The organism is Streptomyces sp. SJL17-4 (genome assembly GCF_036826855.1).
Lineage (GTDB): Bacteria > Actinomycetota > Actinomycetes > Streptomycetales > Streptomycetaceae > Streptomyces.
This window is the reverse complement of record NZ_CP104578.1, coordinates 496,011-520,292: the sequence shown is the minus strand read 5'-3', so window position 1 is coordinate 520,292 and position 24,282 is coordinate 496,011. Positions and strand designations below refer to the sequence as shown.

The window sequence follows — 24,282 nt, the reverse complement described above, 5'->3', positions numbered from 1 at the left end:
TGCGCCGGTCGCCTCACTCGGCAGCCGCGGACCTCGGCAGCCGCGGACCTCAGTAGCCGCGGGCCTCAGTACACGTCCCGTACGTACCGCTTGTCGGCGGCCAGTTGCTTGACGTACACCCCCGCCGACTCCTCGTCGAGGCCCCCGTGGGTCACCGCGATGTCACGCAGCGCACGGTCGACGTCCTTCGCCATCCGGGCCGCGTCACCGCAGACGTAGAAGTGCGCTCCGGACTGGAGCCACGACCACAGCTGCGGCCCGTGCTCGCGCATCCGGTCCTGGACGTAGACCTTGGCGCGCTGGTCGCGGGAGAAGGCGGTGTCGAGCCGGTCGAGGGTGCCGTCGGCGAGGAGGGCGGTGAGCTCCTCCTCGTAGTAGAAGTCCGTGGCGCGGTGCTGCTCGCCGAAGAAGAGCCAGTTCGGGGCCCGGTGGCCGAGCGCCCGCCGCTCGTCCAGGAAGCCGAGGAACGGCGCCACGCCCGTACCCGGCCCCACCATCACCATCGGGGTCGAGGGGTCGGCGGGAGGCCGGAAGTGCGGGGCGCGCTGGACGTGTACGGGGACGGCGGTGCCGGATGCGGCGTCGGCCAGGAACGGCGAGCAGACGCCCTTGCGGGGGCGCCCGCGACGGTTCTCGTAGCGGACCACGGAGACGGTCAGGGACACCTGATGGGGGTCGGTGAGGGGACTCGAGGAGATCGAGTAGAGGCGTGGCCTGAGGCGGCCCAGCACCTCGGCCCACTCCTGCGCGGTGGCGCGGACCGGGTGTTCGGCGAGGACGTCCACGGCCTGCCGGCCCCATGTCCACTGGGCGAGCCCGTCCTTGTTGTCGGGCCGGAGGAGTCGCTTGAGGTCCCGGTCGCCGGTCCGTTCGGTGACGAAGCCGAGGAGGGCGGGCGTGGCACGGGTGATGTCGAGGTGGCGGTGGAGGGCCTCGCCGAAGGCGACGGGGCCGTCGCCGGGCAGGTCCACGGGGGAGTCCGCGTCGAGACCGGTGACGGCCAGCCATTCGGCCACGAGGTCGGGACAGTTGACGGGCCGCACGCCGAGCGCGTCGCCGCTCTCGTAGCCGAGCGGCGCTCCGTTATCCCTGGTGTCGAAGGTGAACCGCCGGACCTCCTTGCCCGCGCCCGGCAGGCTGAGCAGCCGGTTGCCGACGAGCCGGGCGGGAGTGGTGGCCGGGCCGGACCGACGGGCCGGGCCAGGTGCGGGTGCGGGTGCGGGTGCGGGTGCGGGTCCGGGGACGGCCCCGGGCGCCTGGGCGGGGCGGGCGGGCGTGGGGGACAGCGCCGTCGGCTCGTCGGACAGCCCGGCCAGGACCTGGTCGAGCCAGGCGAGAGCGGAGGTCTCGTAGTCGGGTTCGCAGTCGGTACGGGGCGCCAGGCGGACGCCCCCGAGTTCGTCCAGGCGATGGTCCAGGCGCCGCCCGTGCCCGCAGAAGTCGCCGTACGAGGAGTCCCCGAGGGCGAGTACGGCATAGCGGCGACCGTCGAGGCGCGGGGTGTCGGGCGCGGCAAGGGCGTCCCAGAACCCGGAGCCGTTGTCCGGCGCGTCCCCGTCCCCGAACGTACTGGTGATCAGCAGCAGGTCGGCGGCGGGCGGCAGCGCCGTGAGGTCGGTCTGGTCCATGCCCGTGAGCGCGGCCCGGTGGCCGGCCGACAGGAGCCGCTCGGCGGTGGCGGCCGCGAACTCCTCGGCGTTGCCGGTCTGCGAGGCCCACAGCACGACGACCTCGCGGCCCGCCGTGCCCGCGCCGACAGCGGGGGCGGTCTGCGGCGCGCGGGAGTACAGACCGGCCAGGACCCCGTTCACCCACTGGGCGTGGTCCTCGCGGAACGGCGCGCCGGGCGGCAGGACGGGCACCCCGGGCGCGCCCGACTCCAGCCCGGCGAGGAAGCCGACGAGATACTGCCGCTCCTCGGCGGAGAGTACGGGCGGCGGGGTGGGTGCGAGACCGAAGGCCGCCGTGGCACCCGGCGGTGGGCCGCCGCCCGGAATGACCGCCTGCGGGACCACAGGGACCACAGGGACCACAGGGACCACGGGGACCCCGGGAAACACCGGGGCCTGCGCGGCCGGCGCCGGGACCGTCGCGTTCGTCGGCGCCGAGACCTCGGCGTTCGTCCGCGCCGGGACCGCCGCCTTCGTCAGCGCCACCGCGCACACCTTCAGCTCGGGCTGGAAGGAGAGCGGATCGACGGCGTCGTTGGTGACGGCGTTGACACACAGGTCGTCGCCGAAGAGGTCGTTCCAGTGGAACGGCGCGAAGCAACTCCCCGGCGCCACCCGGTCGGTGACCACGGCGGGCAGCACGGCCTTCCCGCGCCGCGAGGCGATCTCCACGGGGTCGCCCTCCGCGAGGCCGAGCCGCGAGGCGTCCTCGGGGTGCAGTTCGACGAACGGCGCCGGGTTGAGCTTGTTGAGCCTGGGGACCTTTCCGGTCTTGGTGAGGGTGTGCCACTGGTGCTGCAGACGCCCGGTGTTGAGGACGAACGGAAAGGCGTCGTCGGGCATTTCGGCGGGGTCGATGTGCGGTCGGGCGTGGAAGACGGCCCGGCCGCTCGCCGTCGGGAAGACGGGACCCGTCCTCTGCCCGTCGCCGTCCCCCGCCACGTACCGGATCGGGTTCCGTGCCGGACCTCCGCTCGCGGCCGGCCACTGGACGGGGGTGTCGCGCAGTCGCTCGTACGACACTCCGCTCAGGTCGTAGCCGGTCTTCGGGTTCCCGGCGCGCCTGATCTCCTCGAAGACCTCCTCGGCGCTGTCGTACGAGAACGCCTTCTCGTACCCCATCGCGCACGCGATGCGGGCGATGATCCGCCAGTCGGCGAGCGCCTCCCCGGGCGGGTCGACGGCCGGCCGGGTGAGGGTGAGGCTGCGCTCGCTGTTGATCAGTACGCCCTCGGTCTCCGTCCACAGGGCGGCGGGCAGCATGACGTCCGCGTACGCGTTGGTCTCGGTGTCGGCGAACGCGTCCTGGGTGACGACGAGTTCGGCGGCCCGCAGGCCCTCGACGACGGTGGCGCGGTTGCCGACGGAGGCGACCGGGTTGGTGCAGATGATCCAGCACGCCTTGATCTCGCCGTCCGCCATGCGCCGGAAGAGGTCGACGGTGCCCTGTCCGGAGCCGTCCTCGCGGATCGTGCCGGGCGGGAGGTCCCAGAGTTCCTCGGTGAAGGCCCGGTCCTCGGCCACCAGGACCGACCGCTGGCCGGGGAGGCCGGGGCCCATGTAGCCCATCTCGCGGCCGCCCATCGCGTTGGGCTGGCCGGTGAGGGAGAAGGGGCCCGAGCCGGGGCGGCAGATCGCGCCGGTCGCCAGGTGCAGGTTGACCAGGGCGTTGGTGTTCCAGGTGCCGTGGGTGGACTGGTTGAGGCCCATGGTCCAGCAGCTGGTCCATTCGCCTGCCGTGCCGATCCACTCGGCGGCCGTACGGATGTCCGCCTCGGGTATGCCGGTGATACGGGCGACGGAGGCGGGCGGATAGTCGGCGAGGAACGCGGGCATCGCCTCCCAGCCCTCGGTGTGCGCGGCGACGAAGCCGGGATCGGTGTGACCGTTCTCGTGCAGCAGGTGCAGGAGCCCGTTGAGCAGCGCGAGGTCCGTGCCGGGCTTGATGCGAAGGAAGAGGCCGGCCTTGTCGGCGGTGGCGGTGCGCCGGGGGTCGACGACGATCAGCTTCGCCCCGGCCTTGACCCGCTCCATCATGCGGAGGAACAGGATGGGGTGGCAGTCGGCCATGTTGGAGCCGATGACGAGGAAGACGTCGGCCCGGTCGAGGTCGTCGTACGAGCCGGGCGGGCCGTCGGCGCCGAGGGACAGCTTGTAGCCGGTGCCGGCGCTCGCCATGCAGAGCCGCGAGTTGGACTCGATCCGGTTCGTGCCGATGAAGCCCTTGGCGAGCTTGTTGGCGAGGTACTGGGCCTCCAGGCTCATCTGGCCCGAGACGTAGAGCGCGAAGGCGTCGGGCCCGTGCTCGTCGACGATCGCGCGCAGCCGGCGGGCGGTCTCGGTGAGGGTCCGGTCGGTGTCGGCCGGGACGGGATCGGCCCCGCGCTCCTCCCGTACCAGCGCGGTGGTCATCCGTCCGGGGGCGGCGAGCAGATCGGCGGTGGTGGCGCCCTTGGTGCACAGACGTCCCCGGTTGGCGGGGTGGTCCTTGTCGCCCGTCGCCTTGAGGACGGTGCGGCGCCCGTCGGGCCCGGCGCCGACGTCGAGGAGCATGCCGCACCCCACACCGCAGTACGAGCAGACGGTCCGCACCTGGTCGGGCGTACCGGCCGTACCGGCCCGGGGGGTCGGCGTGTCCTGTCGGGTCACCGGGGCGCCTCTCTGTGGAACCGTTCGAGCCCCGACCGTACGGAATGCCCGTTACACCTGTGTCAACCCGGCGGATCTTGGTCCGTAACACCGGTCACACAGCGGCACCGGACGCGGTGTGAGAATCCGGTGGGCCCGTCTCCGGCAGTGGCGGTGGCCCGGCACCCATGGGACGATTTGTATGAAGCACCAAGCCCACGTGGGGGATGAAGAGGGCGCCATGCCTGCCATCAAGGAATCCATCGACATTTCCCGCCCGCCCGCGGATGTCTTCTCCTACGTGACCGACCCGACGCATCTGCCCCAGTGGCAGGAGAGCGCGGTCTCGGTCCGTAAGCTCGGGAGCGATCCCATCGCGGTCGGCTCGAAGGTCGCCGTCACACGGCGGCTCGGGCGGCGGGAGTTCACCTCGACCATGCAGGTCATCGAGCTCGATCCGCCGCGCCACTGGCACGTGCACGGGATCGACGGACCCGTACGCGGCGACATCCAGGGCACGATCGAGCCACTGGACGACGGCGAACGCTCCCGTGTGACGCTTGCCCTCGACTTCGAGGGGCACGGCATCGGGAAGGCACTCGTCCCGCTCGTCATCCGTCCGCATGTGCGCAAGGAGATACCGAAGGACGAACGGACCCTGAAGGGCATCCTGGAGAGCGGCGCCGCCGTCTGACCCGGCGGGAGCGGCCGTCGTGCGCGCAGGTCTGTGGCCTGCGCCGGGAGGTTCCCGCCGTGAGGTTCCTCCGACGGAACCTCACGGCGGCGGAACCTCTGCCCGGATCGCCCGGTCCGGGGATCAGCTGATCGCGAGCGGGTCCCCCGGAGCGAGCGCGGCCGCGATCCGCTCGGCGACCACCTCGGCCTGGTTGCCGTCGGGCGTGGTGGCCGTCTTGGTCGCCGAGACCGCGATGGCGAGACGCTTGGACGGAAGGTACGCCTGGATGGCCGCGTACCCCGAGAACGACGGGTTCTGCAGGATCCAGCCGTTGACCACGATGACGCCGAGACCGAAGTGCTTCGCCTCGGTCTGCTTCAGACAGATCGTGGCGGGACACGTGTGGGTCCCGCCGCCGAGACCGACCGTCCCCGGGTTGACCAGGGTGCGGTACGAGCGGGGCGAGAGGAGCTCGCCGCTGCCGATGCCCTGCGCCGAGCGGGCCAGGTCACAGATGTGCGTGGTGATGACCGCGCCGGGCGCGGTGGTCCACGACGGGTTCCAGAACGTGGACTCCTCGTACACCCCGCGGTCCGAGGTGAACGCGTGCAGGACGGGGCGCGGGATGTCGGGCGTGAAGTTGTTCCGTGTGTTCCGCAGCTGCAGCGGCCCCGTGACCTTCTCCTTCACCAGTCGGTCGATCCGGACCCCGGTGATCTTCTCGAGCGCCTCGACCAGGTAGACGTAATTGGCGTGGGAGTAGCTCCAGCTCTTGCCCGGCTCGTACCAGAAGGAGTGGCGGAGCGGATACGCGACGAGCTGCTCGGGGGTCCACGCCCGGAACGGGTGGGCTCCCAGCTCCTTGCCGAACTCCGGGTCGGTGACGTAGTCGTGGAGGCCCGTGGTGTTGCTCGCCAGCATGCGCAGGGTGATCCGGTCCGCCTTGGGCAGGTCGGGCAGCCAGCGCTCCACGGTGTCGTCGAGTCGGACCCGTCTCTCCTCGACCAGCCTGAGGAGGGCCGTCGCGATATGGGCGAAGGCCACGGAGCCGGCGCGGAAGTGCATGTCCGGCTCGGCCGGGACGCCGGTCATGGACTCGCCCAGCGCGTCCGTGAGGACCTCGCGCCCGTCGATCGTGACCCGCACCTGCACGGCGTTCAGCCGGAGGTCCTTCTTGGCCTTTCGGGTGATGTCCTGGACCTCGCGGGCTCTGTCGTCGAGGTGGCCCTGGGTCCGCACGCAGTCGGATCCGCCGCGGCCGCCGGGCCCCTCGGCGAGCGCGGGCGCCACGGCCGTCGTCTGGACGGTGAGGGCGAGGAGAGCGGCGCAGAGCAGAGCCCTGCGGGACCGCGCACGCGTGCGCGGGGAGTGGGGGGTGTGCGTCATGCCCCGCACTATGTCCGGGCGGGCGGGCGACCCGGGGTGAACACTCCGTAGGGCCCTGTGAGACCCGCCCGTGCGGGGCAGACGACAGCGCCGTCCGGACGCGTCACGGTCCGGACGACGAGGACCCCGCGGAACCGGCTCCCGGGGGAAAGGGAGAGGGGGCGAGGGGTGATGTCCTCGCCGCGGACACCCGCCGGCCGGACCACCTTCTCGACGCCGAGGGTCTCGATCAGTTCGTCCTCGATCCGGTCCCGGGTCTTCCCGCGGTTGCGGTTGTCGTTGACGATCGAGCTCTCGGTGACGAGGAGGGTGCCCTCGCCGTCGGTCTCGAAGGAGCCGCCCTCGGCGACGAGGGAGGCCACCTCGCGGGGGATGCCGTACGTGCGGAGGAGCAGTCGGCCCACCTGGGAGTCGTTGGGCTCACCGCCCTCCTGGAGGGCCTGAGCATGCGCTGGCTGAGCGGCGGCATCGCGATCGACCACGCGCGGGCGCTGTTGCGCGAAGCCGTCGACGTGGAGCTGATCTCGCTGAACAGGCCGTAGCCCGGACGGGGTCGCACGGACGGCGCTGCCCGGACGGGGTCGCACGGACGGTGCTGCGCGGACGGGGCTGCGCGGACGGAGGCCGGCCGCCTGGTCGCGCGAGTGCGCGCCCGGGTGGTACCCGTGCGTCCATCGAGGGGAACACCGAGTCGCGAGGGCGGACATATCGGGACACGATGACACCTCATGGCCCCTTCTCCCGGGAGGCGGGAATGGCTGAGCTCATCGTCATCGGATACGACGACCCCCAGGTGGCCGAGCAGGCGTACGGCACGGTGCAGGAGCTGCAACGCGACTACGTCGTGCATCTCAACGGTCTCGCGATCGTCTCCGTCGACGCCGACGGCAGCACCCACGTCGACACCGACAGCCGCGTCGTCGGTGTCTCCGCCGCCTCCGGAGCCATGTGGGGAGCCATCTTCGGTCTCCTCTTCCTGCTCCCCGGCGTGGGCCTCCTGACCGGAGCAGCCCTCGGCGGCCTCGTCGGGAAGATCAGCAAGTCCGGTGTCGACGACCGGTTCCGCCAGCAGGTGGAGGACCTTCTCAAGCCCGGTTCGGCCGCCGTCGTGATCATGGCCTCGAAGGTCACCGACGACAAGTTCACCGTGGCCATGCGGCCGCACGGCGGCACCGTCCTCAAGACCTCGCTCAGCGACGAGGACGAGAAGGAACTGGCCGAGCAGCTCGCCGGCCCCGAGTAGCCGGCCGCCCCTGCCCCGCCCCGCAGACCCGGAATTCGCCAGGAAGGCTTCCTCATGGACCCCGAGCTCAGCAGCGACGTACTCGCGAAGCTGCGACAGCCCCGCCCGTACCCCGCTGTCTCCCTCGTGATGCCCACGCACCGCCGCGAGCCGGACAACGCCCAGGACCCCGTACGCCTGCGCAACCTCGTGGCCGCGGCGGAGAAGGCGATCCAGGACGACCCGGGCGTGACCCGCGAGCGGCGCGCCGACGTCATGGACCAGCTGAACCGTGCGGTGGCCGAGACCGACCTCGCGCATGCCGAGGACGGCCTGGTCATCTTCGTGGCCCCGGGGGAGCACTACGTGTGGACGGTGGCCCGGACGGTCCCCGAGCGCGTCGTCCTCGCCGACACCTTCCTCACCCGGAACCTCGTCGCCGCCCAGGCCGCCGAGCAGCCCTCCTGGGCGCTCGCGGTCTCGGCCGACCGCGTCTCGCTGTGGAGCGGCAGCCCCGAGCGGGTCACCGAGCACACCGGGGACGGCTTCCCGCTCACCCGCAGCCTCGAAGACCCGGACGCGGAGCGGAAGGAACGCATCGGCGACCTGCCCAGCACCTTCCAGGACGAGGCCACCCGCCAGTTCCTGCGCGAGGCGCACACGGCCCTGCGCGCCGTCCTCGCCTCCACGCCGCGCCCGCTGTACGTGATCGGTGAACCGGCCGCCCTCGCCCTCTTGGAGGACACCGGACCGTTCCAGCAGGGCGCGGCACCCATCCACCAGGGAGGGCTCGCGAAGGGGCCGGCCACCGCGGTCCAGGAGGCCGTCGAGCCCGCCCGCGTCGCTCGCGAGTCCGCCGCGGCGACCACCGTCCTGGCCGAACTCGACGCCGCCCGGGGACGCCGTGAGTTCGCCGGCGGCATCGACGAGGTGTGGCAGGCGGTGAAGGAGGGCCGGATCCGGCTGCTCGCCGTCGAGGACCACTACCGGACCGTCGTACGCGACGAGGGCGGCCATCTGGAACCCGCCGAGCCCTCCGAGCCCGGGTCACGGGACGACATGGTCGACGAGATCGTCGAGCGGGCCCTCGACACCGGCGCCGAGGTCCAGTTCGTCCGCGACGACGCCCTGCTCGACATGGGCCGCATCGCCGCAGTCCTGCGCTACTGACGACGGCCGCACCAGGACCGCACACCGACCGCGCGGGGACCGTACCAGGACCGCACCGACCGCGCCGGGACCGCACCACGACCGCACACCGACCCATCCGGACCGCACACCGACCGTACGACGAACGCAGACGAGAAGAGGACGCATCCTGTGAACCCCACATCGGCGCGCGCGAGACGGGCCGTCCGCGCACGGGCGGTGAGCGCGGCCGCGGCCGTCGTCGTCACGGCCCTCGGCGCGGTCGGTCTCGTGTCCTGCGACACCGGGAACGACGACACCGGCGGCCCCGCCTTCAGCGAACGCCCCACGGCCCCCGACACGGCCGGCTTCACGGGGGAACTACCCTCCTCCGTCGCCTCGTCGGGGGCGGCGGCGGTCGAATCCGCCCGCGCGTCCGCCTCCTCCGCGGCGGCCTCGGCCTCCGCGCGGGAGGCCGAGCGCAAGGCGTCCATCGGCGCGGAGATCGAGCGCACGCGCCGGGAGGCCGAGGACGAACTGAAGGACGTGAAGGCCCCGGGCAACGCGCGGAACGAGGTCGCGATGACCGGCAAGCCGCGCGCGGACACCGGCGGCGTGCTGACCGTCGTCCTGAACATCACCAACAAGACGGACGAGGAAGCCTCCTACGCCGTCCAGGTCGACTTCCTCGACCCCTCGGGCAAGGTCGTCGAGACGCAGTTCGTCGGAGCCGAGGACCTCGAACCGGGCGAACGCCAACAGCCGTTGGTCATCAGCAGGCAACCCCCCGAGCCGGTGCTGACCCCGAGGCTCACCAAGACACAGCGGTACTGACACAGGAGGAGAGCCGCATGTCCGAACTCATCGTCCTCGGCTACGACGATCGTGCCGTCGCGAACAAGGCCTTCGCCGCGGTACAGAAGCTCGGGGACAGCCATGTGGTCGAGCTGACCGGACTCGCCGTCGTCTCGGTGGACGCGGACGGCAAGACCCATGTGGACACCCCGGCCAGGAGGAAGGGGGAGGTCGCCCTTTCGGCCACCGCCGGCGCCCTCTGGGGCATGGTCTTCGGCATGATCATCCTCACGCCGGGAATCGGCGTGGTGGGCGCCGCCGTCGGCGGACTCATCGGCAAGCTGAACCAGATGGGCGTCGACAACACGTTCCGAGACAAGGTCCAGTCGCTGCTGGCACCCGGCTCGTCCGCCGTCGTGGTCATGGCATCGAAGATCACCGAGGACAAGTTCGCCGCGGCGCTCGACCAGTTCGGCGGCACCGTGCTCAAGACCTCGTTGCCGGAGGAGAGCGAGCGGGAGCTCGCCGAGCAGCTGGCGGGTCCGGACTCGGCCGGCTGACCGACCCGTCCGGACCATGCCGAACCGGCCACCCCTTCCCCGGGGTGGCCGGTTCGTTCACACCTCGTCAGAACTCGACCGCGTCCCGGATCAGCGGGCACGTCATGCAGTGCCCGCCGCCGCGGCCCCGGCCGAGCTCGGCGCCCACGATGGTGATGACCTCGACGCCCGCCTTGCGCAGCAGCGTGTTGGTCTGGGTGTTGCGGTCGTACGTGAAGACGACGCCGGGTTCGAGGGCGACGGCGTTGTTGCCGCTGTCCCACTGCTGCCGCTCGGAGGCGTACACGTCGCCGCCGGTCTCGATGACCTGGAGCTTCGGCAGCCCCAGGCCCTTGGCCACCACGTCCACGAACGGGGTGCCGCCCTCGTCGGTGATCTCCACCCCGGGCGCCTTGTCGCCGGGCCGCAGCGTGAAGGTGTGGACCGAGTCCATGATCTTCGGGTAGAGCGTGACGACGTCCCGGTCGGCGAAGGTGAAGACGGTGTCCAGGTGCATCGCGGCGCGCAGTTTCGGCATGCCCGCGACGATGACCCGGTCGGCCGCGCCGTTCTCGAACAGCGAGGCGGCGACCTGGGTGATGGCCTGCCGGGAGGTGCGTTCGCTCATGCCCATGAGGACGACGCCGTTGCCGACGGGCATGATGTCGCCGCCCTCGAAGGTGGCCTGGCCCCAGTCCCGTTCGGGGTCGCCCCACCAGACGGCGGCGTCCTTGTAGTCGGGGTGGAAGGAGTAGACCGCCTTCATGAGCAGGGTCTCGCCGTGCCGCGCCGGCCAGTACAGCGGGTTGAGGGTCACGCCGCCGTACAGCCAGCACGTGGTGTCGCGGGTGTAGAGCGTGTTCGGCAGCGGCGGCATCAGGTACTCGCGTACGCCTGTGGCCTCGCGGGCCAGGGAGACGTATCCCGAGCGGAACGCGTCGGGCAGGTCGGCCGTCGACAGGCCGCCGATCAGGTACTCGGCCAGGTCGCGCGGTGCGACGGACTCCAGGAAGGCGCGGGTGTCGTCGATCAGGCCGAGGCCGACCTCGTTGGCGATGATCTTCCGGTCGAGGAGCCAGGCCCGTGCCTCGGGGATCGCCATCGTCTCGGTGAGCAGATTGTGCAGCTCCACGACCTCGACGCCCCGCTGGGTCAGCTTGTTGACGAAGTCGGCGTGGTCGCGCTGCGCGTTCTCCACCCACATCACGTCGTCGAACAGCAGATCGTCCGAGTTGGTCGGGGTCAGCCGGCGGTGGGCGAGCCCCGGGGAGCAGACAAGGACCTTGCGGAGCCGTCCGACCTCGGAGTACACGCCGAGCGCGGGCTTGGCGGAAGCGTCGTTGCTGGTCATGCGGGGCCTTTCGGGTGCGGGTGACGAAGGGACGGGTCGGAGGACGACGAGGGCGGGCTCAGAGGCTGATCCAGCCGGCCGAGAGGGCCACGACGCCGATGACGGCGCCGGCGATCGAGACGCCGAGGATCACCAGCTCGCGCGGGGAGAAGAGCTGTCTGCCCTGCTCGCGCCGGGCCTTGACGAACAGGAACGTCGCGGGCGCGTAGAGGATGAAGGAGACCAGGACGAACTTGAGCCCGGCCGCGAACAGCAGGAACGCCGTGTACACCGTGGCGAGGACGGCCACGAGCAACTCACCCCGGGTGCCATGTCCCGCCCCCTTCTCCCGCTCGGGCCTCACCGCGATCTTCACCGCGAACGCGGCGGCGAGCAGGAACGGGATCAGGGTGAGCGCGCTGGTCAGGTCGAGCGCGAAGTTGAACGCGTCGTCGGAGAACGCCGTGACGACGAGGACGACCTGGCTGAGGGCCGTGGACATCAGCAGGGCGGGCACGGGGACGTCGTCGCCGCTGGTGCGCCCCAGGAAGCGCGGCATGTCCTCGTCCTTGGCAGCCACGAAGAGCACCTCGGCGGCCATCAGGGTCCAGGCGAGATAGGCGCCGAGGACGGAGACGATGAGCCCGACGCTGACGAAGACCTTGCCCCAGGTGCCGACGGCCTCCTCCAGGACCCCCGCCATGGAGGGCTGGCGCAGCTCGGCGATCTCGCTCATCGGCATGATCCCGTACGACACGATGGTCACCGAGGCGAAGACGGCGAAGACGCTGAGGAAGCCCAGGATCGTCGCCCTGCCCACGTCCTCGCGGCGCTTGGCGTGCCGGGAGTACACGCTGGCGCCCTCGACCCCGAGGAAGACGAAGACGGTGGCGAGCATGGTGCCGCGGACCTGGTTGAACAGCGAGCCGGCGTAGTCGGCACCGCCCCAGTTGTCGGCGAAGACGGAGGTGTCGAAGTAGAACAGGACGAGGATGACGAAGACGATGATGGGCACGACCTTGGCCACCGTCACGATCCGGTTGATCGCGGCGGCCTCCTTCACCCCGCGCCGGATGAGCAGGAAGAACCCCCACAGCCCGGCCGAGGACAGGATGATCGCGAGGGCCGTGTCGCCGTCGCCGAGCGCCGGCCAGATCGCGCCGATCGTCGACATGATGAGCACCCAGTAGGTCACATTGCCGACGCAGGCGCTCGCCCAGTAGCCGAACGCCGAGAAGAAGCCCAGGTACTCGCCGAAACCGGCCTTCGCGTACGCGTAGACACCGGCGTCCAGGTCCGGGCGGCGCACCGCGAGCGCCTGGAAGACGAAGGCGAGCATCAGCATGCCGAAGCCGGCGATCGCCCAGGCGATCAGCGCGCCCGCGACACCCGTCTCCTGAGCGAACCGCCGGGGCAGCGAGAAGACTCCGGCGCCGACCATGGAGCCGACGACCATCGCGGTGAGCGTGATGAAGGTCAGTTTGGCCGTGGGCGGGGACCCGGCGGTGGTGGCGTCTGTTCCGGTATCAGCGTGCGACATGACCTACCTCGAGGACGACTCGGTGGGGTCCCACCAGCGCGACCAGCGTGGCGGGCAGGAAGACGTCCGCGAGCGACGGTTCCCGTGGGGTCCGTTCGTCTTCGGCGGGTTCGCCGGCCTTCATGCCCACCCCTTGACGCGACGAGAGATGACTGGAAGCCGAATCTAGCCGGAGAGGGGCGTTTTGTCTCAGTAGGCAACTATTTGCACCCCTCGTGTGTGTGTGTGGAGGCCCCGACGGGGACGGGCCGAACGTTGACGCGGCTCTCGAACCGGAAATGGACGAATCGGCGGTTCGACCCATGGGCTCTCGGCCACGTGGCCCGAATGCCGCAGATCACCGGGTTAAACCTCGAACGGAACAAGATCGCCGCTTCGAGGTAATGCCCCCGAATCGATGGGGTGCACCGGGGTCACCGGCCGTTACTGTTCCCCCGGATCTGGACGGATTCCCAGATCTTCATCCCCCTTTCTCCCCTTTCACTGTTTCACCGCTTTCACGTCTTTCTCCTCTTTCACTGACCGGGGCACCCGTGTGCCGGTCACCACCCCCCTGCGAAGGAGAGCCCGCCCCATGACCGTTGACACGAGCCCGGACGCACAGCAGGACACCCCGAAGCAGTCCAGCCTCAGTACCGCCGCTGCCCGGAACCTCGCCACCACGACCAAGTCCGCCCCGCAGATGCAGGAGATCAGCTCCCGCTGGCTGCTGCGGATGCTCCCCTGGGTCGAGACCAAGGGCGGTGCCTACCGGGTCAACCGCCGGCTGAGCTACACCGTCGGGGACGGGCGCATCGAGTTCGTCCAGGACGGAGCCCACGTCCGGGTGATCCCCCGCGAGCTCGGCGAACTCGCCCTGCTGCGCGGCTTCGAGGACGAGGAGGTGCTGAACGCGCTGGCCGCCCGGTGCGTCCAGCGCGACTTCGGCGCCGGCGAGGTACTGGTCACCCGCGGTACCCCCGCCGAGGAGATCCACCTCGTCGCCCACGGACGCATCAGCCAGACCTCCCTCGGCAAGTACGACGACGAGGTGGCCGTGGCGGTCCTCGCCGACGGCGACCGCTTCGGCGAGAACGCCCTTCTGGACGCCGACGCCCGATGGGACTACACCGCCACCGCCGAGACCTCCGGCACCCTGCTCACCCTCTCCCGCGCCGAGTTCGCCGCGGTGCTCGCCTCGTCGTCGGCCCTCCAGGCCCACATCGAGGAGTTCAGCTCGCTCCCGCTGCAGCGCCAGAACCGGCACGGCGAGGCCGAGATCGCGATGTCGGCCGGCCACACCGGCGAGGTCGCGCTGCCCGGCGCCTTCGTCGACTACGAGCTCAAGCCGCGCGAGTACGAACTCTCCGTCGCCCAGACGGTCCTGCGGGTCCACACCAGGGTCGCCGACCTCTACAACGGGCCGATGAACCAGACCGAGGAGCAGCTCAGGCTCACCATCGAGGCGCTGCGCGAGCGCCAGGAGCACGAGCTGATCAACAACCGGGAGTTCGGTCTGCTCCACAACGCCGACTTCAAGCAGCGGATCCAGACCCACTCCGGCCCGCCCACCCCGGACGACCTCGACGAGCTCCTCTGCCGCCGCCGCGGCACCAAGCTCTTCCTCGCCCACCCCCGGACGATCGCCGCGATCGGCCGCGAGTGGAACGCCCGCGGCCTCAACCCGGGCACCGTCGACCTCGACGGCCAGCAGGTCCTGAGCTGGCGGGGAGTCCCGCTGCTGCCCTGCAACAAGATCCCGATCACCAAGGAGAACACCAGCTCGATCCTCGCCATGCGCCTCGGCGAGGACAACCAGGGCGTGATCGGCCTCCGCCAGACCGGTCTTCCGGAGGAGTACGAGCCCGGCCTCTCCGTGCGCTTCATGGGCATCAGCGAGCAGGCGATCATGTCGTACCTCGTCACCACGTACTACTCCGCCGCCATCCTCGTGCCGAACGCGCTGGGCGTGCTGGAGAACGTGGAGATCGCCCGCAGGCACTAGGGCCTGTCTGACGATTCCCGCCGGGTCCGGCCCGCCCGGCACGCACGCTCGCCGCACGGCCGAAACACCCACGTAGCTCCGCTACGAGGGCGTCCCGGCCGGCCGCACGCCGATCGCACGCACCGAACGACCCGGCCTGATCCGACGCTAATTGTCAGACAGGCCCTGGAGGAGCTGTCCCGCGGCCGCCACGACGGCCGCGACGGTCCGGAGCGTCCCGGGCCGGCCGACCGTGCCCGGGACCCCGGACAGCCCACCACCCTCACCAAGGAGCCACGGATGCCCGAACCCGGGCCTTCCCCTCTGCAGTCGAGCCTGCCCACCGCCGCCGCCCACTTCGGGATCCATGTCCTCGGACGGGCGGCAGATCCGACCGACACGGCCGGGGCGGCCGCTCTCACGGCCGTTGCCGCTGCCGCGACCGCTGTCGCCACCGCGCCAGGGGGCGCTCCCGTGCCCGTGGCCGCCACCGCGTCCGTGGTCGCCCCCGCCGTCGTGGCCGCTCCCGCGCCGCCGAACGGAACCGCCGTGACCGCGCCGTCGGCCGGCACCACGCCGTCGGCCGGCACCGCCGTGACCGCGCCGCCGGTCCCCGAGCCGGGATTCGTCCTGCCCGGGCCCACCGGGCTCGGCACGGCGGGACTGTCCCTGGCCCGGCGCGAGGCGGCGCCCGAGCCGCCCGCGCCCCCGGTGCCCGCGGCACCGGTGGAGGGCCGGCCGATCCCGGGCCTCTACTTCCACCCCGTACCCGAACCCGACCCCGTACGGGTGGACGAGGTCAGCCGCAGGATCAAGTCCTGGGCGCTCGACGAGGTGCAGCTCTACCCCGAGGACTGGGAGGGCGAGTTCGACGGATTCTCCGTCGGGCGCTACATGGTCGCGTGCCACCCCGACGCCCCGACCGTCGAGCACCTGATGCTCGCCACGCGCCTGATGGTCGCCGAGAACGCCGTCGACGACTGCTACTGCGAGGACCACGGCGGCTCGCCCATCGGCCTCGGCGGACGACTCCTCCTCGCGCACACCGCCCTGGACCCCCTCCACACGACGACGGAGTACCAGCCGCTCTGGGCGGAGTCGCTCCACGAGGACGCCCCGCGGCGCGCCTACCGCTCCGCCATGGAGTACTTCGTCAACCGGTCGACCCCCTCCCAGGCCGACCGGTTCCGGCACGACATGGCCCGGCTGCACATGGGGTACCTCGCCGAGGCCGCCTGGGCCGAGACGGGCCACATGCCGGAGGTGTGGGAGTACCTGGCGATGCGGCAGTTCAACAACTTCCGCCCCTGCCCCACCATCACCGACACCGTCGGCGGCTACGAACTCCCGGCGGACCTGCACGCCCAGCCGGCCATGCAGCGCGTCCTCGCGCTCGCCGGGAACGCGACCACCATCGTGAACGACCTGTACTCGTACATGAAGGAACTCGACAGCCCCGGCACCCACCTGAACCTGCCCGTGGTGATCGCCGAACGCGAAGGCGTCTCCGACCGCGAGGGCTATCTGAAGGCCGTCGAGGTCCACAACGACCTCATGCGTGACTTCGAGGCCGAGGCCGCCGCCCTCGCCGCCGCCTGCCCCGTCCCGACCGTGCAGCGCTTCCTGCGGGGCGTGGCCGTGTGGGTCGACGGCAACCACTACTGGCACCAGACCAACACCTATCGCTACAGCCTGCCCGATTTCTGGTAAGAAATGGATTATTCGTGACCAGCACCGAGTACACCACCGTCAACGGCACCTCCGCGTTCGTCCCGTCCCCGGCGACGCCGTACCAGGGTGACATCGCCCGTTACTGGAACAGCGAGGCCAGGCCCGTCAACCTGCGCCTGGGCGACGTCGACGGGCTCTACCACCACCACTACGGCATCGGCGCCGTCGACCACGCCGCCCTCGGGGACACCGAGGACAGCGAGTACGAGAAGAAGCTGATCACCGAACTGCACCGGCTGGAGTCCGCGCAGGCCGAGGTCCTCCTGGACAACCTCGGAGCCATCGGGCGGGAGGACACCCTCGTGGACGCCGGCTGTGGCCGCGGCGGTTCGAGCGTCATGGCCCACCAGCGCTTCGGCTGCAAGGTCGAGGGCGTCACCCTTTCCTCCACGCAGGCCGATTTCGGCAACAAGCGCGCGAAGGAGCTCGGCATCGACGACCACGTCCATGCCCAGGTCTGCAACATGCTGGACACCCCGTTCGAGAAGGGCAGCATCGCCGCCTCGTGGAACAACGAGTCGAGCATGTACGTCGACCTCGACGACCTCTTCGCCGAGCACTCCCGCTTCCTCAAGGTCGGCGGCCGCTACGTGACCATCACCGGCTGCTGGAACCCGCGGTACGGCCAGCCCTCGAAGTGGGTCTCCCAGATCAACGCGCACTTCGAGTGCAACATCCACTCCCGCCGCGAGTACCTGCGCGCGATGGCCGACAACCGTCTCGTCCCGCAGGCCGTCATCGACCTGACGCCGGACACCCTGCCCTACTGGGAGCTGCGCGCCACGTCGTCCCTGGTCACCGGCATCGAGGAGGCGTTCATCAACTCCTACAAGGACGGCTCCTTCCAGTACGTCCTGATCGCGGCCGACCGGGTCTGAGCCGGCCGGCCCCGTGTGTACCGAAGGGCCCGGTCCGTCGCACGACGGACCGGGCCCTTCCGGGCGTTCCCGCGCCGCGGCGTTCCCGCTCAGCCCCGCGCCGCGGCGACCTCGTCGAGCAGCCCCGCGCGGTCGATGGCCTCGCCCACGGTGGCCGGCACGGTGCACGCGTACGCGCCCGCCACCGCGCCGTAGAGGGCGCACCGGTCGAGGTCCTCGCCGGTCAGCCGGCCGAAGAGGAAGCCGGCGGCGAAGGCGTCGCCCGCGCCGTTGGAGTCGACCACCGGTTCGCGGGGCGTGACGGCCGGCACGTGGACGAGCCCGTCGGCGGTCAGCAGGTACGCGCCCTCGGCGCCGGCGGTGGCGATCACGACCTCCGCCCGGCCGCGCTCCAGGATCCGGCGCATGGTCCGCTCCTTGTCCGTGAGGGCCGTGGTCGAGACGAAGACGATGTCCGCGCCGTAGGCGAAGGGCTCGTGATACGGGTTCTCGCCGTCCCAGTTGTGCAGATCGGTCGAGAGGGTGACGCCCGCCTCGCGCAGCTGCGGCAGGGCGAAGGCGCAGGGGTACGTGATCGAGACATGGGCGTGGCGGCTCGCCGAGGCCAGGGAGCGGACCAGCTCCTCGGGCAGCCGGTCGGACTCCCGGGAACGGCTGTCGTCGTAGAGCGAGAGGCGGCGGCCGTCGGGTCCGACGAGGTTGACGGCCCGCTTCGTCCCACCGGGCAGGGGCACTTCGGTGAACCCGATGCCCCGGTCGCGGTGGAACGCCCGGACGAGGTCGCCGGAGGGGTCGTCGCCGATCATGTCGATGTGGTGCGTCCGCAGGCCGAGTGAGCTCAGGCCGAGGGCCACGAAGTCGCCGGTCTGCCCGGCGCGCGTCTCGATGCCCGGCCGGATCATGTAGCTGTCGGCGTACGGGAGGGGGAGCTCGGGCACGTACACGATCGTGTCGACGCCCGACCCGCCCAGGACGAGGACGTCGTACTGACTGCTCATCAATGTTCCTCTCGTGCACGCGGGACGGCTCAACTGGCCGTGGCCGCTGGTGAGTCAAGCAGTCCGTGACACCGGTCGGCAAGATCTTGCAGGCCTTTGCGGAAATGGATTGCGGAGATTCGGCCCTCGTCGCCCTCCGGTCGAATGTCCGGTCCTGGTATGGACCTGACAAGCGAAACGTCGCTACGGTGGCTTCCGCACTCGCTTGAGAGCGCTCTCAGTGCCTGCTCCCCACCAGGAGGCTCCTGTGAAACGTACGTCCGCCCTGCGCGCCGCCGCCGCGGCACTCCTGCTCACCGTCGGACTCGGCGCCGCCCAAGCCGTCCCCGCGAGCGCCGTCCCCACCGACACCGCCACCACCGCCCCCACCGCCTCGGTGGGACTCCTCGACGCCATGCGCGCGGACCTCGGGCTCACCGCGCGGCAGGCCGAGGAGAGACTGGCCGCCGAACGCACGGCGGCCCGCGTCGAGTCCGAGGCGAAGAAGGCCGCCGGTGGCTCATACGGGGGTTCCTGGTTCGACGCGGGCACCGGGCGACTCGTCGTCGCCCTCACCGACCGTGTGGGGGAGGCCGAGGTCAAGGCGCTCGGCGCCGACACCCGCCTCGTCCGGCACAGCGCCGGAGCGCTCGACCGGGCCAAGGCCCGCCTCGACGCCCGCCCCGCCCCGAGCGGTGTCGCCGGCTGGCACGTCGACCCCCGCTCCAACAGTGTCGTCGTCACCGTCGTCCGCGCCGACCGGGACGCCCCCGCCGTCCGGGCCTTCGTCGAGCGGGCCCGCGAGACCGGACCCGTCACCGTCGCCGAAACGGCCACCGCGCCCCGTACGTACGCCGCCGGAACCGTCGGCGGCGACCCCTACTACACCGGCAACGTCCGCTGTTCCATCGGCTTCTCCGTGCACGGCGGCTTCGTCACCGCCGGACACTGCGGCGGGGCCGGAGCCGCGGTCCGGGGCTGGGACGGATCCGCGATGGGCACCTTCCAGGGCTCCTCGTTCCCCGGGAACGACTACGCGTACGTGAGCATCCACAGCGGCTGGTGGACGGTGCCCGTGGTGCTCGGCTGGGGCGCGATACCGGACCGGCTCGTCAAGGGGTCCGCCGAGGCGCCGGTCGGCGCGTCGATCTGCCGCTCCGGCTCCACGACCAAGTGGCACTGCGGCAGTGTCCTGGCCAAGAACGAGACCGTGAACTACAGCCAGGGCGCGGTGCACCAGATGACGAAGACCAGCGTGTGCGCGGAGGGCGGTGACTCCGGCGGCGCGTTCATCAGCGGGGACCAGGCCCAGGGCGTCACGTCCGGCGGCTGGGGCAACTGCTCGACCGGCGGTCAGACCTGGTTCCAGCCCGTGAACGAGATCCTCGGCCGCTACGGCCTCACGCTGCACACGGCGTGACGGACTGAGGGGGAGCCTGTAACTCCCTTGCTCGCGAGGGTGGTTGACGAATGGTCTGGACCAACCTACGGTCTGCTGGAGCGCGCGCCATACCTAGGACCACCCCCACGTCCCAAGGAGCACGCATGCCAGCACCCCGGATCGCTCGACTCCTCGGAGCAGGTCTCGCCACCTTGCTCGCAGCCGCCACCCTCGCGGCTCCCGCCGCCGTGGCCGCCCCGTCCGCCCCCGCCGCGGACACCTGTGCCCTCAAGCAGAAGCCCGCCGGCAAGGTGCTCCAGGGCTACTGGGAGAACTGGGACGGGGCGGCCAACGGCGTCCACCCGCCCTTCGGCTGGGCACCCATCGACGACCCGCGCTTCGCGGCCCACGGCTACAACGTCATCAACGCCGCCTTCCCCGTGATCCGTTCGGACGGAACGGTGCTGTGGGAGGACGGCATGGACAACACCGTCCGGGTCTCCACCCCGGCGCAGATGTGCAACGCCAAGGCGGCGGGGGCGACACTCCTCATGTCCATCGGCGGCGCCGCCGCGGGCATCGACCTCAACTCCCGTGCCGTCGCGGACCGGTTCATCGCGACCATCGTGCCCATCCTGAAGACGTACAACTTCGACGGGATCGACATCGACATCGAGACCGGTCTGGTCGGCAGCGGCAGCATCGGCACGCTGTCCGCCTCGCAGGCCAACCTGGTGCACATCATCGACGGCGTCCTCGCCCGCATGCCCGCCGGGTTCGGACTGACGATGGCGCCGGAGACCGCGTACGTCACCGGTGGCAGCGTCGCCTACGGGTCGATCTGGGGCGCGTACCTGCCGATCGTCAAGAAGTACGCCGACAACGGGCGCCTGTGGTGGCTCAACATGCAGTACTACAACGGCAGCATGTACGGCTGCTCGGGCGACTCCTACGCGGCGGGCACCGTCGCCGGGTTCGTCGCGCAGACCGACTGTCTGAACCGGGGCCTGGTGATCCAGGGCACCACCATCCGGGTGCCGTACGACAAGCAGGTCCCCGGCCTCCCCGCCCAGCCGGGCGCGGGCGGTGGCCACATGGCGCCGTCACTGGTGGCGCAGGCGTGGAACCACTACGGCGGGGCGCTCAAGGGCCTCATGACCTGGTCGGCGAACTGGGACGGGTCGAAGGGCTGGACGTTCGGCGACAACGTGAAGGCCCTCCAGGGCCGTTAGACCCGGCGCGCCGCGCCCCCGGACCGGGGATCCAGAACCTGGGAACACTGGTCCGGGGCGCGGCAGTTGTGCTTTGCTGGCCGTATGACCCTGCTCGTGACGCGCCGACACGTGGACTACGTGCGCGTCACGACCACGTCCTGTTCCGGCTGACCCCGAGGCCCTCGTCCCGGCAGTCGGCCGTCGCCCGCGACGCGACCACCGTGCCCCTGTCACATCCCCGAGCGTCACCCTCCGGCGGCCCCTCCGGCCCCGTCGGCACGGGCGGGCGCGAGCGGCCTCCCGGTACAAGCCCCGCACGCGATGCGCAGACGACACCAGGAGGACCCATGACCGCCCGCAACGTCCCCGTTCCCACAATCGATGTCGACACCGACTCCGACTCCGGTGTGAAGGCCTTCACCGCCGAGTGGGAGGAGTGGCACCGCGACAAGGACGCCCGGCTCGCCGCCGAGCACGGCTTCCTCGCCATCACCGGCCTGCACTGGCTCACCGACGAGCCGCAGCGTTTCCCCGACGCCCCCGGGGTCTGGTCGACCGGATCCGACGGCGTCACCGTCGAGCTCGACGAGGAGTCCGAACTCGTCGTCGACGGCACCGTCGTCCGGGGACGGTACGACTTCGGCGTCATCCCGGAGCGCGGCGGCGTCGACGCCGTCTGGGGAGACACCGTGATCGAGGTCGCCAAGCGCGGCGGCCACGACATCGTCCGGCCGAGGCATCCCGGCCACCCCCTGCGGGCCGCGTTCGCCGGAACACCCGCGTACGCCCCCGATCCCCGCTGGGTCGTCACCGGCCGCTACGTCCCCTTCGCCGAGCCGCGACCGACCACCGTCGGCGCCTCCGTCGAGGGCCTGCGGCACGTCTACGACGCCCCGGGCAGGATCACCTTCCGGCTCGACGGCCGGGAGCTGAGCCTGACCGCCTTCAACGGACACACCCCCGGCGGCTTCACGGTGCTCTTCACGGACGCGACCTCGGGCGTCACCACGTACGCGGCCAACCGCAACCTGCGGGTCGACGCGCCCGGACCCGACGGCGACGTCGTGCTCGACTTCAACCGCGCCACCAATCTCCCCTGCGCGTACACCGACTTCGCGACCTGCCCGCTGCCGCCGGCCGAGAACCGGCTGCCCGTCGCGGTGGAGGCCGGGGAGAAGATCCCGCGCGAGCGAGGCCCGGTCACCCCGTAGGAGCTCGGCCCGGAATCCCCGCCCGGCGTCGTGTGATCAGCGTCACGCGCTTCCTCCGTGATGTTTCCGGACCGGCTTCCGCTTGATCATCCGGCGAATCGCGCCGCTTCGAAGGGGAAGGGTGATCACGCATGGACCGCGAGAACCTGACGCTGTCCGCTGCCGACATGGGGCGTCACGCGGGCGAGTTCGTGGGGCGTGCCACCGCCAGGGCCCGGCTTCCGCTGGACTACACCGCGGCGAGCCTGCGCGTCGTCGACCGGCTCATCGACGGACTCCGGCAGGGCGGCGCCGGGCGGGAGGACGTGGCCGGGCCGCTGATCGGCATCGGCGCCTACGTCGGCGAGGTGCTGGTGCGCGAGGCGGGGGCGGTCTGGGTCGACATCCCACCGGAACACCTGCTCCGGTCCGTCTTCGCCCACCCCGTCGGGTCGCGCATGCCCGACGGCCGGGTGTGGAATCCGCTCGGGCGGACCGTGAACCGCTTCGAGATCGGACCGCGGGAATCGCTCCAGACGTACTTCCTCACCCTGCACGGGCGGCGGCCGCCGCGCAGCCGCAGACGGCCGGTCCGCGCCCCCGACGGCCGGGCGGCGGGCCTGCGCTGACGGTCTGACAGGATGACTGTATTCCGGTAGGCCGGGGCAACCGGAGGTTCGTGGACGTACGGGTCGTGAAGAGGATCGGGTGGACGAGGGGACGGGGCACGCGCCCACCACGGCACGCGATTCCGAACTCGGCGCGGCCGTCGCCCGGGCGCAGGAGGGCGACGAGGAGGCCTTCGCCTACGCGTACCGGACCGTCTGTCCGGGGCTGCTCGGCTACCTGAGGGGCATCGTCGGCGAGGACGCCGAGGACGTGGCCTCCGAGGCCTGGCTGGAGATCGCCCGCGACCTCGGCCGGTTCCGCGGCGACGGTGCGGGCTTCCGCGGCTGGACCGCGACCATAGCCCGGCATCGGGCACTCGACCATCTGCGGCGGGTACGGTCCCGTCCCCGGCCGACCCTGCTCGAACAGGACGTGCTCGAACTGCCCGCCGCCGCCGACACGGCGGGGGACGTCCTGGAGGCCCTCTCCACGGAGCAGGCCCTCGCGCTGGTCATGGGCCTGCCGCGGGAGCAGGCCGAAGCCGTGCTGCTCCGGGTCGTCGTCGGCCTCGACGGGCCGACGGCCGCCCGGGTCCTGGGCAAACGCCCGGGTGCGGTACGGTCCGCCGCACACCGGGGATTGAAGCGGCTGGCGCGTGAACTCAGGGGAACAGGGAGGTGATGGGATGCCCGACGAGCATCGGTACGACGGCCTGGAACAGTCTCTGCGGTCCGCGCTGTGCGGCGACCGGGAAGCGACGGACACGGCCACCACGAGCGCGGTCGTGACGGGCGGCGGGACGACCGGGGAAGCAGCTGGTGAGGCCGAGGCGAGGGCCCGCGCTGCCTTCCGGGCCGCACGTGACTCCGGCTTGCACGTCCACGGCCGGACGCGCCGGACGCGCCGCCGCGACGACTGGACTCCCGGCGCCGCGCGGCGGCTTCGCCGACGCACCCTGAGAACGGCCCTCGCCGCGGCCCTCGCCAGCGTGACGCTGGGCGGGGCGGCCCTCGCCGCCGTGGACCTGACCGGCCCCTTCGCCGACGAGCCGGCGCCCGCCCCGACGACCCCCGCCCCCACGCTCGGCGGGAGCACCGCCCCGGGGGCCGGCGGGACGACCCCGCCCGGCGCGGCGTCCGCGCCCCTGCCCCAGAGCCCGGCCACACGGCCGACGACGCACCCGGGCCGGGGAAAGGGCGGGGAGCACGGGGAGAAGAACGGGTCGGGGAACGGAGCGGAGAACGGGCTGGGGAACGGTCCGGAGAAGGGCCCCGAGAACGGCCCGGAGAACGGCCTGGAGAACGGGCAGAGGAACGGGCACGTGGACGGGCAGGCCAACGGACACGGGAGCTCACCGGAAAAGGGGCCGAGGAACGACCAGGGCCGCGACAAGCCCTGACGTCCCGACGGCCCTCGCCCGGATGC

General features: G+C 71.5%; 19 protein-coding genes and 2 pseudogenes. 15 read left to right on the top strand and 6 right to left on the bottom strand.

The window, feature by feature from the left end:
- Positions 1 to 65: 65 nt before the first annotated feature.
- Positions 66 to 4,319 (bottom strand): bifunctional nitrate reductase/sulfite reductase flavoprotein subunit alpha, encoded by a 4,254-nt coding sequence (locus N5875_RS02160; protein WP_338491502.1) that lies wholly within the window; start codon positions 4,317 to 4,319, stop codon positions 66 to 68.
- Positions 4,320 to 4,539: 220 nt separating this feature from the next.
- Between N5875_RS02160 and N5875_RS02155 the strand changes: the two genes are divergently transcribed.
- Complete coding sequence (locus N5875_RS02155; RefSeq protein WP_318210504.1) at positions 4,540 to 4,992, top strand: SRPBCC family protein; 453 nt, start codon at positions 4,540 to 4,542, stop codon at positions 4,990 to 4,992.
- Between the two features lie 123 nt (positions 4,993 to 5,115).
- Here N5875_RS02155 and N5875_RS02150 read toward each other — a convergent pair whose 3' ends face one another.
- Together N5875_RS02150 and N5875_RS02145 are read right to left on the bottom strand one after the other, a co-directional pair.
- Positions 5,116 to 6,360, bottom strand: a complete 1,245-nt coding sequence (locus tag N5875_RS02150) for a serine hydrolase domain-containing protein (RefSeq protein WP_338491499.1) — start codon at positions 6,358 to 6,360, stop codon at positions 5,116 to 5,118.
- Positions 6,361 to 6,527: 167 nt separating this feature from the next.
- Positions 6,528 to 6,776 (bottom strand): annotated as a pseudogene (locus tag N5875_RS02145) (agmatine deiminase family protein); the annotation flags it as partial.
- Positions 6,777 to 6,779: 3 nt separating this feature from the next.
- On the opposite strand from N5875_RS02145, the pseudogene N5875_RS02140 reads away from it, so the two are divergent.
- The 5 genes and pseudogenes from N5875_RS02140 to N5875_RS02120 all read left to right on the top strand — a co-directional run.
- A pseudogene (locus N5875_RS02140) lies at positions 6,780 to 6,902 on the top strand (TetR family transcriptional regulator); the annotation flags it as partial.
- Between the two features lie 212 nt (positions 6,903 to 7,114).
- Positions 7,115 to 7,603 (top strand): DUF1269 domain-containing protein, encoded by a 489-nt coding sequence (locus N5875_RS02135; RefSeq protein WP_318210502.1) that lies wholly within the window; start codon positions 7,115 to 7,117, stop codon positions 7,601 to 7,603.
- A gap of 54 nt (positions 7,604 to 7,657) precedes the next feature.
- The gene (locus N5875_RS02130) at positions 7,658 to 8,752 is read left to right on the top strand and encodes a chemotaxis protein (RefSeq protein ID WP_338491498.1); all 1,095 of its coding nucleotides are present in this window, start codon (positions 7,658 to 7,660) and stop codon (positions 8,750 to 8,752) included.
- Positions 8,753 to 8,902: 150 nt separating this feature from the next.
- Complete coding sequence (locus tag N5875_RS02125; RefSeq protein WP_318210500.1) at positions 8,903 to 9,544, top strand: hypothetical protein; 642 nt, start codon at positions 8,903 to 8,905, stop codon at positions 9,542 to 9,544.
- Between the two features lie 17 nt (positions 9,545 to 9,561).
- On the top strand, positions 9,562 to 10,065 hold the full coding sequence (locus tag N5875_RS02120) for a DUF1269 domain-containing protein (RefSeq protein WP_318210499.1): 504 nt from the start codon (positions 9,562 to 9,564) through the stop codon (positions 10,063 to 10,065).
- Positions 10,066 to 10,132: 67 nt separating this feature from the next.
- Here N5875_RS02120 and arcA read toward each other — a convergent pair whose 3' ends face one another.
- Positions 10,133 to 11,395: an arginine deiminase gene (arcA, locus tag N5875_RS02115; RefSeq protein WP_318210498.1), complete on the bottom strand. Its 1,263-nt coding sequence runs from the start codon at positions 11,393 to 11,395 to the stop codon at positions 10,133 to 10,135.
- Between the two features lie 58 nt (positions 11,396 to 11,453).
- On the bottom strand, positions 11,454 to 12,914 hold the full coding sequence (locus tag N5875_RS02110; RefSeq protein ID WP_338491497.1) for a basic amino acid/polyamine antiporter: 1,461 nt from the start codon (positions 12,912 to 12,914) through the stop codon (positions 11,454 to 11,456).
- 574 nt (positions 12,915 to 13,488) lie between these two features.
- Here N5875_RS02110 and N5875_RS02105 point away from each other — a divergent pair.
- From N5875_RS02105 to N5875_RS02095, 3 genes are all read left to right on the top strand, one after another.
- On the top strand, positions 13,489 to 14,898 hold the full coding sequence (locus N5875_RS02105; RefSeq protein ID WP_318210496.1) for a family 2B encapsulin nanocompartment shell protein: 1,410 nt from the start codon (positions 13,489 to 13,491) through the stop codon (positions 14,896 to 14,898).
- 279 nt (positions 14,899 to 15,177) lie between these two features.
- Positions 15,178 to 16,587 (top strand): family 2 encapsulin nanocompartment cargo protein terpene cyclase, encoded by a 1,410-nt coding sequence (locus N5875_RS02100; RefSeq protein WP_338491496.1) that lies wholly within the window; start codon positions 15,178 to 15,180, stop codon positions 16,585 to 16,587.
- Positions 16,588 to 16,601: 14 nt separating this feature from the next.
- Positions 16,602 to 17,486 (top strand): geranyl diphosphate 2-C-methyltransferase, encoded by an 885-nt coding sequence (locus N5875_RS02095; protein ID WP_318210494.1) that lies wholly within the window; start codon positions 16,602 to 16,604, stop codon positions 17,484 to 17,486.
- Positions 17,487 to 17,575: 89 nt separating this feature from the next.
- On the opposite strand, the gene N5875_RS02090 is transcribed toward N5875_RS02095, so the two are convergent.
- Positions 17,576 to 18,484, bottom strand: a complete 909-nt coding sequence (locus N5875_RS02090) for an adenosine kinase (protein ID WP_318210493.1) — start codon at positions 18,482 to 18,484, stop codon at positions 17,576 to 17,578.
- 247 nt (positions 18,485 to 18,731) lie between these two features.
- Here N5875_RS02090 and N5875_RS02085 point away from each other — a divergent pair, with 247 nt between their 5' ends.
- The 6 genes from N5875_RS02085 to N5875_RS02060 all read left to right on the top strand — a co-directional run bounded on the left by N5875_RS02085 (position 18,732) and on the right by N5875_RS02060 (position 24,256).
- A complete protein-coding gene (locus tag N5875_RS02085) occupies positions 18,732 to 19,883 on the top strand; it encodes a S1 family peptidase (protein WP_318210492.1) in 1,152 nt (383 codons plus the stop codon).
- Between the two features lie 125 nt (positions 19,884 to 20,008).
- The gene (locus N5875_RS02080) at positions 20,009 to 21,076 is read left to right on the top strand and encodes a chitinase (RefSeq protein ID WP_338491495.1); all 1,068 of its coding nucleotides are present in this window, start codon (positions 20,009 to 20,011) and stop codon (positions 21,074 to 21,076) included.
- Between the two features lie 329 nt (positions 21,077 to 21,405).
- Positions 21,406 to 22,269 (top strand): DUF1684 domain-containing protein, encoded by an 864-nt coding sequence (locus tag N5875_RS02075; RefSeq protein ID WP_338491493.1) that lies wholly within the window; start codon positions 21,406 to 21,408, stop codon positions 22,267 to 22,269.
- Between the two features lie 131 nt (positions 22,270 to 22,400).
- A complete protein-coding gene (locus tag N5875_RS02070; protein WP_338491491.1) occupies positions 22,401 to 22,877 on the top strand; it encodes a hypothetical protein in 477 nt (158 codons plus the stop codon).
- Positions 22,878 to 22,956: 79 nt separating this feature from the next.
- Complete coding sequence (locus tag N5875_RS02065; protein WP_318210488.1) at positions 22,957 to 23,538, top strand: RNA polymerase sigma factor; 582 nt, start codon at positions 22,957 to 22,959, stop codon at positions 23,536 to 23,538.
- Between the two features lie 4 nt (positions 23,539 to 23,542).
- Positions 23,543 to 24,256 carry a hypothetical protein gene (locus tag N5875_RS02060; RefSeq protein ID WP_338491489.1) on the top strand — a complete coding sequence of 238 codons (714 nt, stop codon included), beginning with the start codon at positions 23,543 to 23,545 and terminating at the stop codon, positions 24,254 to 24,256.
- The last annotated feature ends 26 nt before the right edge of the window (positions 24,257 to 24,282 follow it).

Bases quoted from the DNA above. Each gene is read 5' to 3' on its own strand.
- N5875_RS02155 (WP_318210504.1), top strand. From the start codon at position 4,540: ATGCCTGCCATCAAGGAATCCATCGACATTTCCCGCCCGCCCGCGGAT.
- N5875_RS02150 (WP_338491499.1), bottom strand. From the start codon at position 6,360: ATGACGCACACCCCCCACTCCCCGCGCACGCGTGCGCGGTCCCGCAGG.
- N5875_RS02135 (WP_318210502.1), top strand. From the start codon at position 7,115: ATGGCTGAGCTCATCGTCATCGGATACGACGACCCCCAGGTGGCCGAG.
- N5875_RS02130 (WP_338491498.1), top strand. From the start codon at position 7,658: ATGGACCCCGAGCTCAGCAGCGACGTACTCGCGAAGCTGCGACAGCCC.
- N5875_RS02120 (WP_318210499.1), top strand. From the start codon at position 9,562: ATGTCCGAACTCATCGTCCTCGGCTACGACGATCGTGCCGTCGCGAAC.
- arcA (WP_318210498.1), bottom strand. From the start codon at position 11,395: ATGACCAGCAACGACGCTTCCGCCAAGCCCGCGCTCGGCGTGTACTCC.
- N5875_RS02110 (WP_338491497.1), bottom strand. From the start codon at position 12,914: ATGTCGCACGCTGATACCGGAACAGACGCCACCACCGCCGGGTCCCCG.
- N5875_RS02105 (WP_318210496.1), top strand. From the start codon at position 13,489: ATGACCGTTGACACGAGCCCGGACGCACAGCAGGACACCCCGAAGCAG.
- N5875_RS02100 (WP_338491496.1), top strand. From the start codon at position 15,178: ATGCCCGAACCCGGGCCTTCCCCTCTGCAGTCGAGCCTGCCCACCGCC.
- N5875_RS02090 (WP_318210493.1), bottom strand. From the start codon at position 18,484: ATGAGCAGTCAGTACGACGTCCTCGTCCTGGGCGGGTCGGGCGTCGAC.
- N5875_RS02080 (WP_338491495.1), top strand. From the start codon at position 20,009: ATGCCAGCACCCCGGATCGCTCGACTCCTCGGAGCAGGTCTCGCCACC.
- N5875_RS02075 (WP_338491493.1), top strand. From the start codon at position 21,406: ATGACCGCCCGCAACGTCCCCGTTCCCACAATCGATGTCGACACCGAC.
- N5875_RS02070 (WP_338491491.1), top strand. From the start codon at position 22,401: ATGGACCGCGAGAACCTGACGCTGTCCGCTGCCGACATGGGGCGTCAC.
- N5875_RS02060 (WP_338491489.1), top strand. From the start codon at position 23,543: ATGCCCGACGAGCATCGGTACGACGGCCTGGAACAGTCTCTGCGGTCC.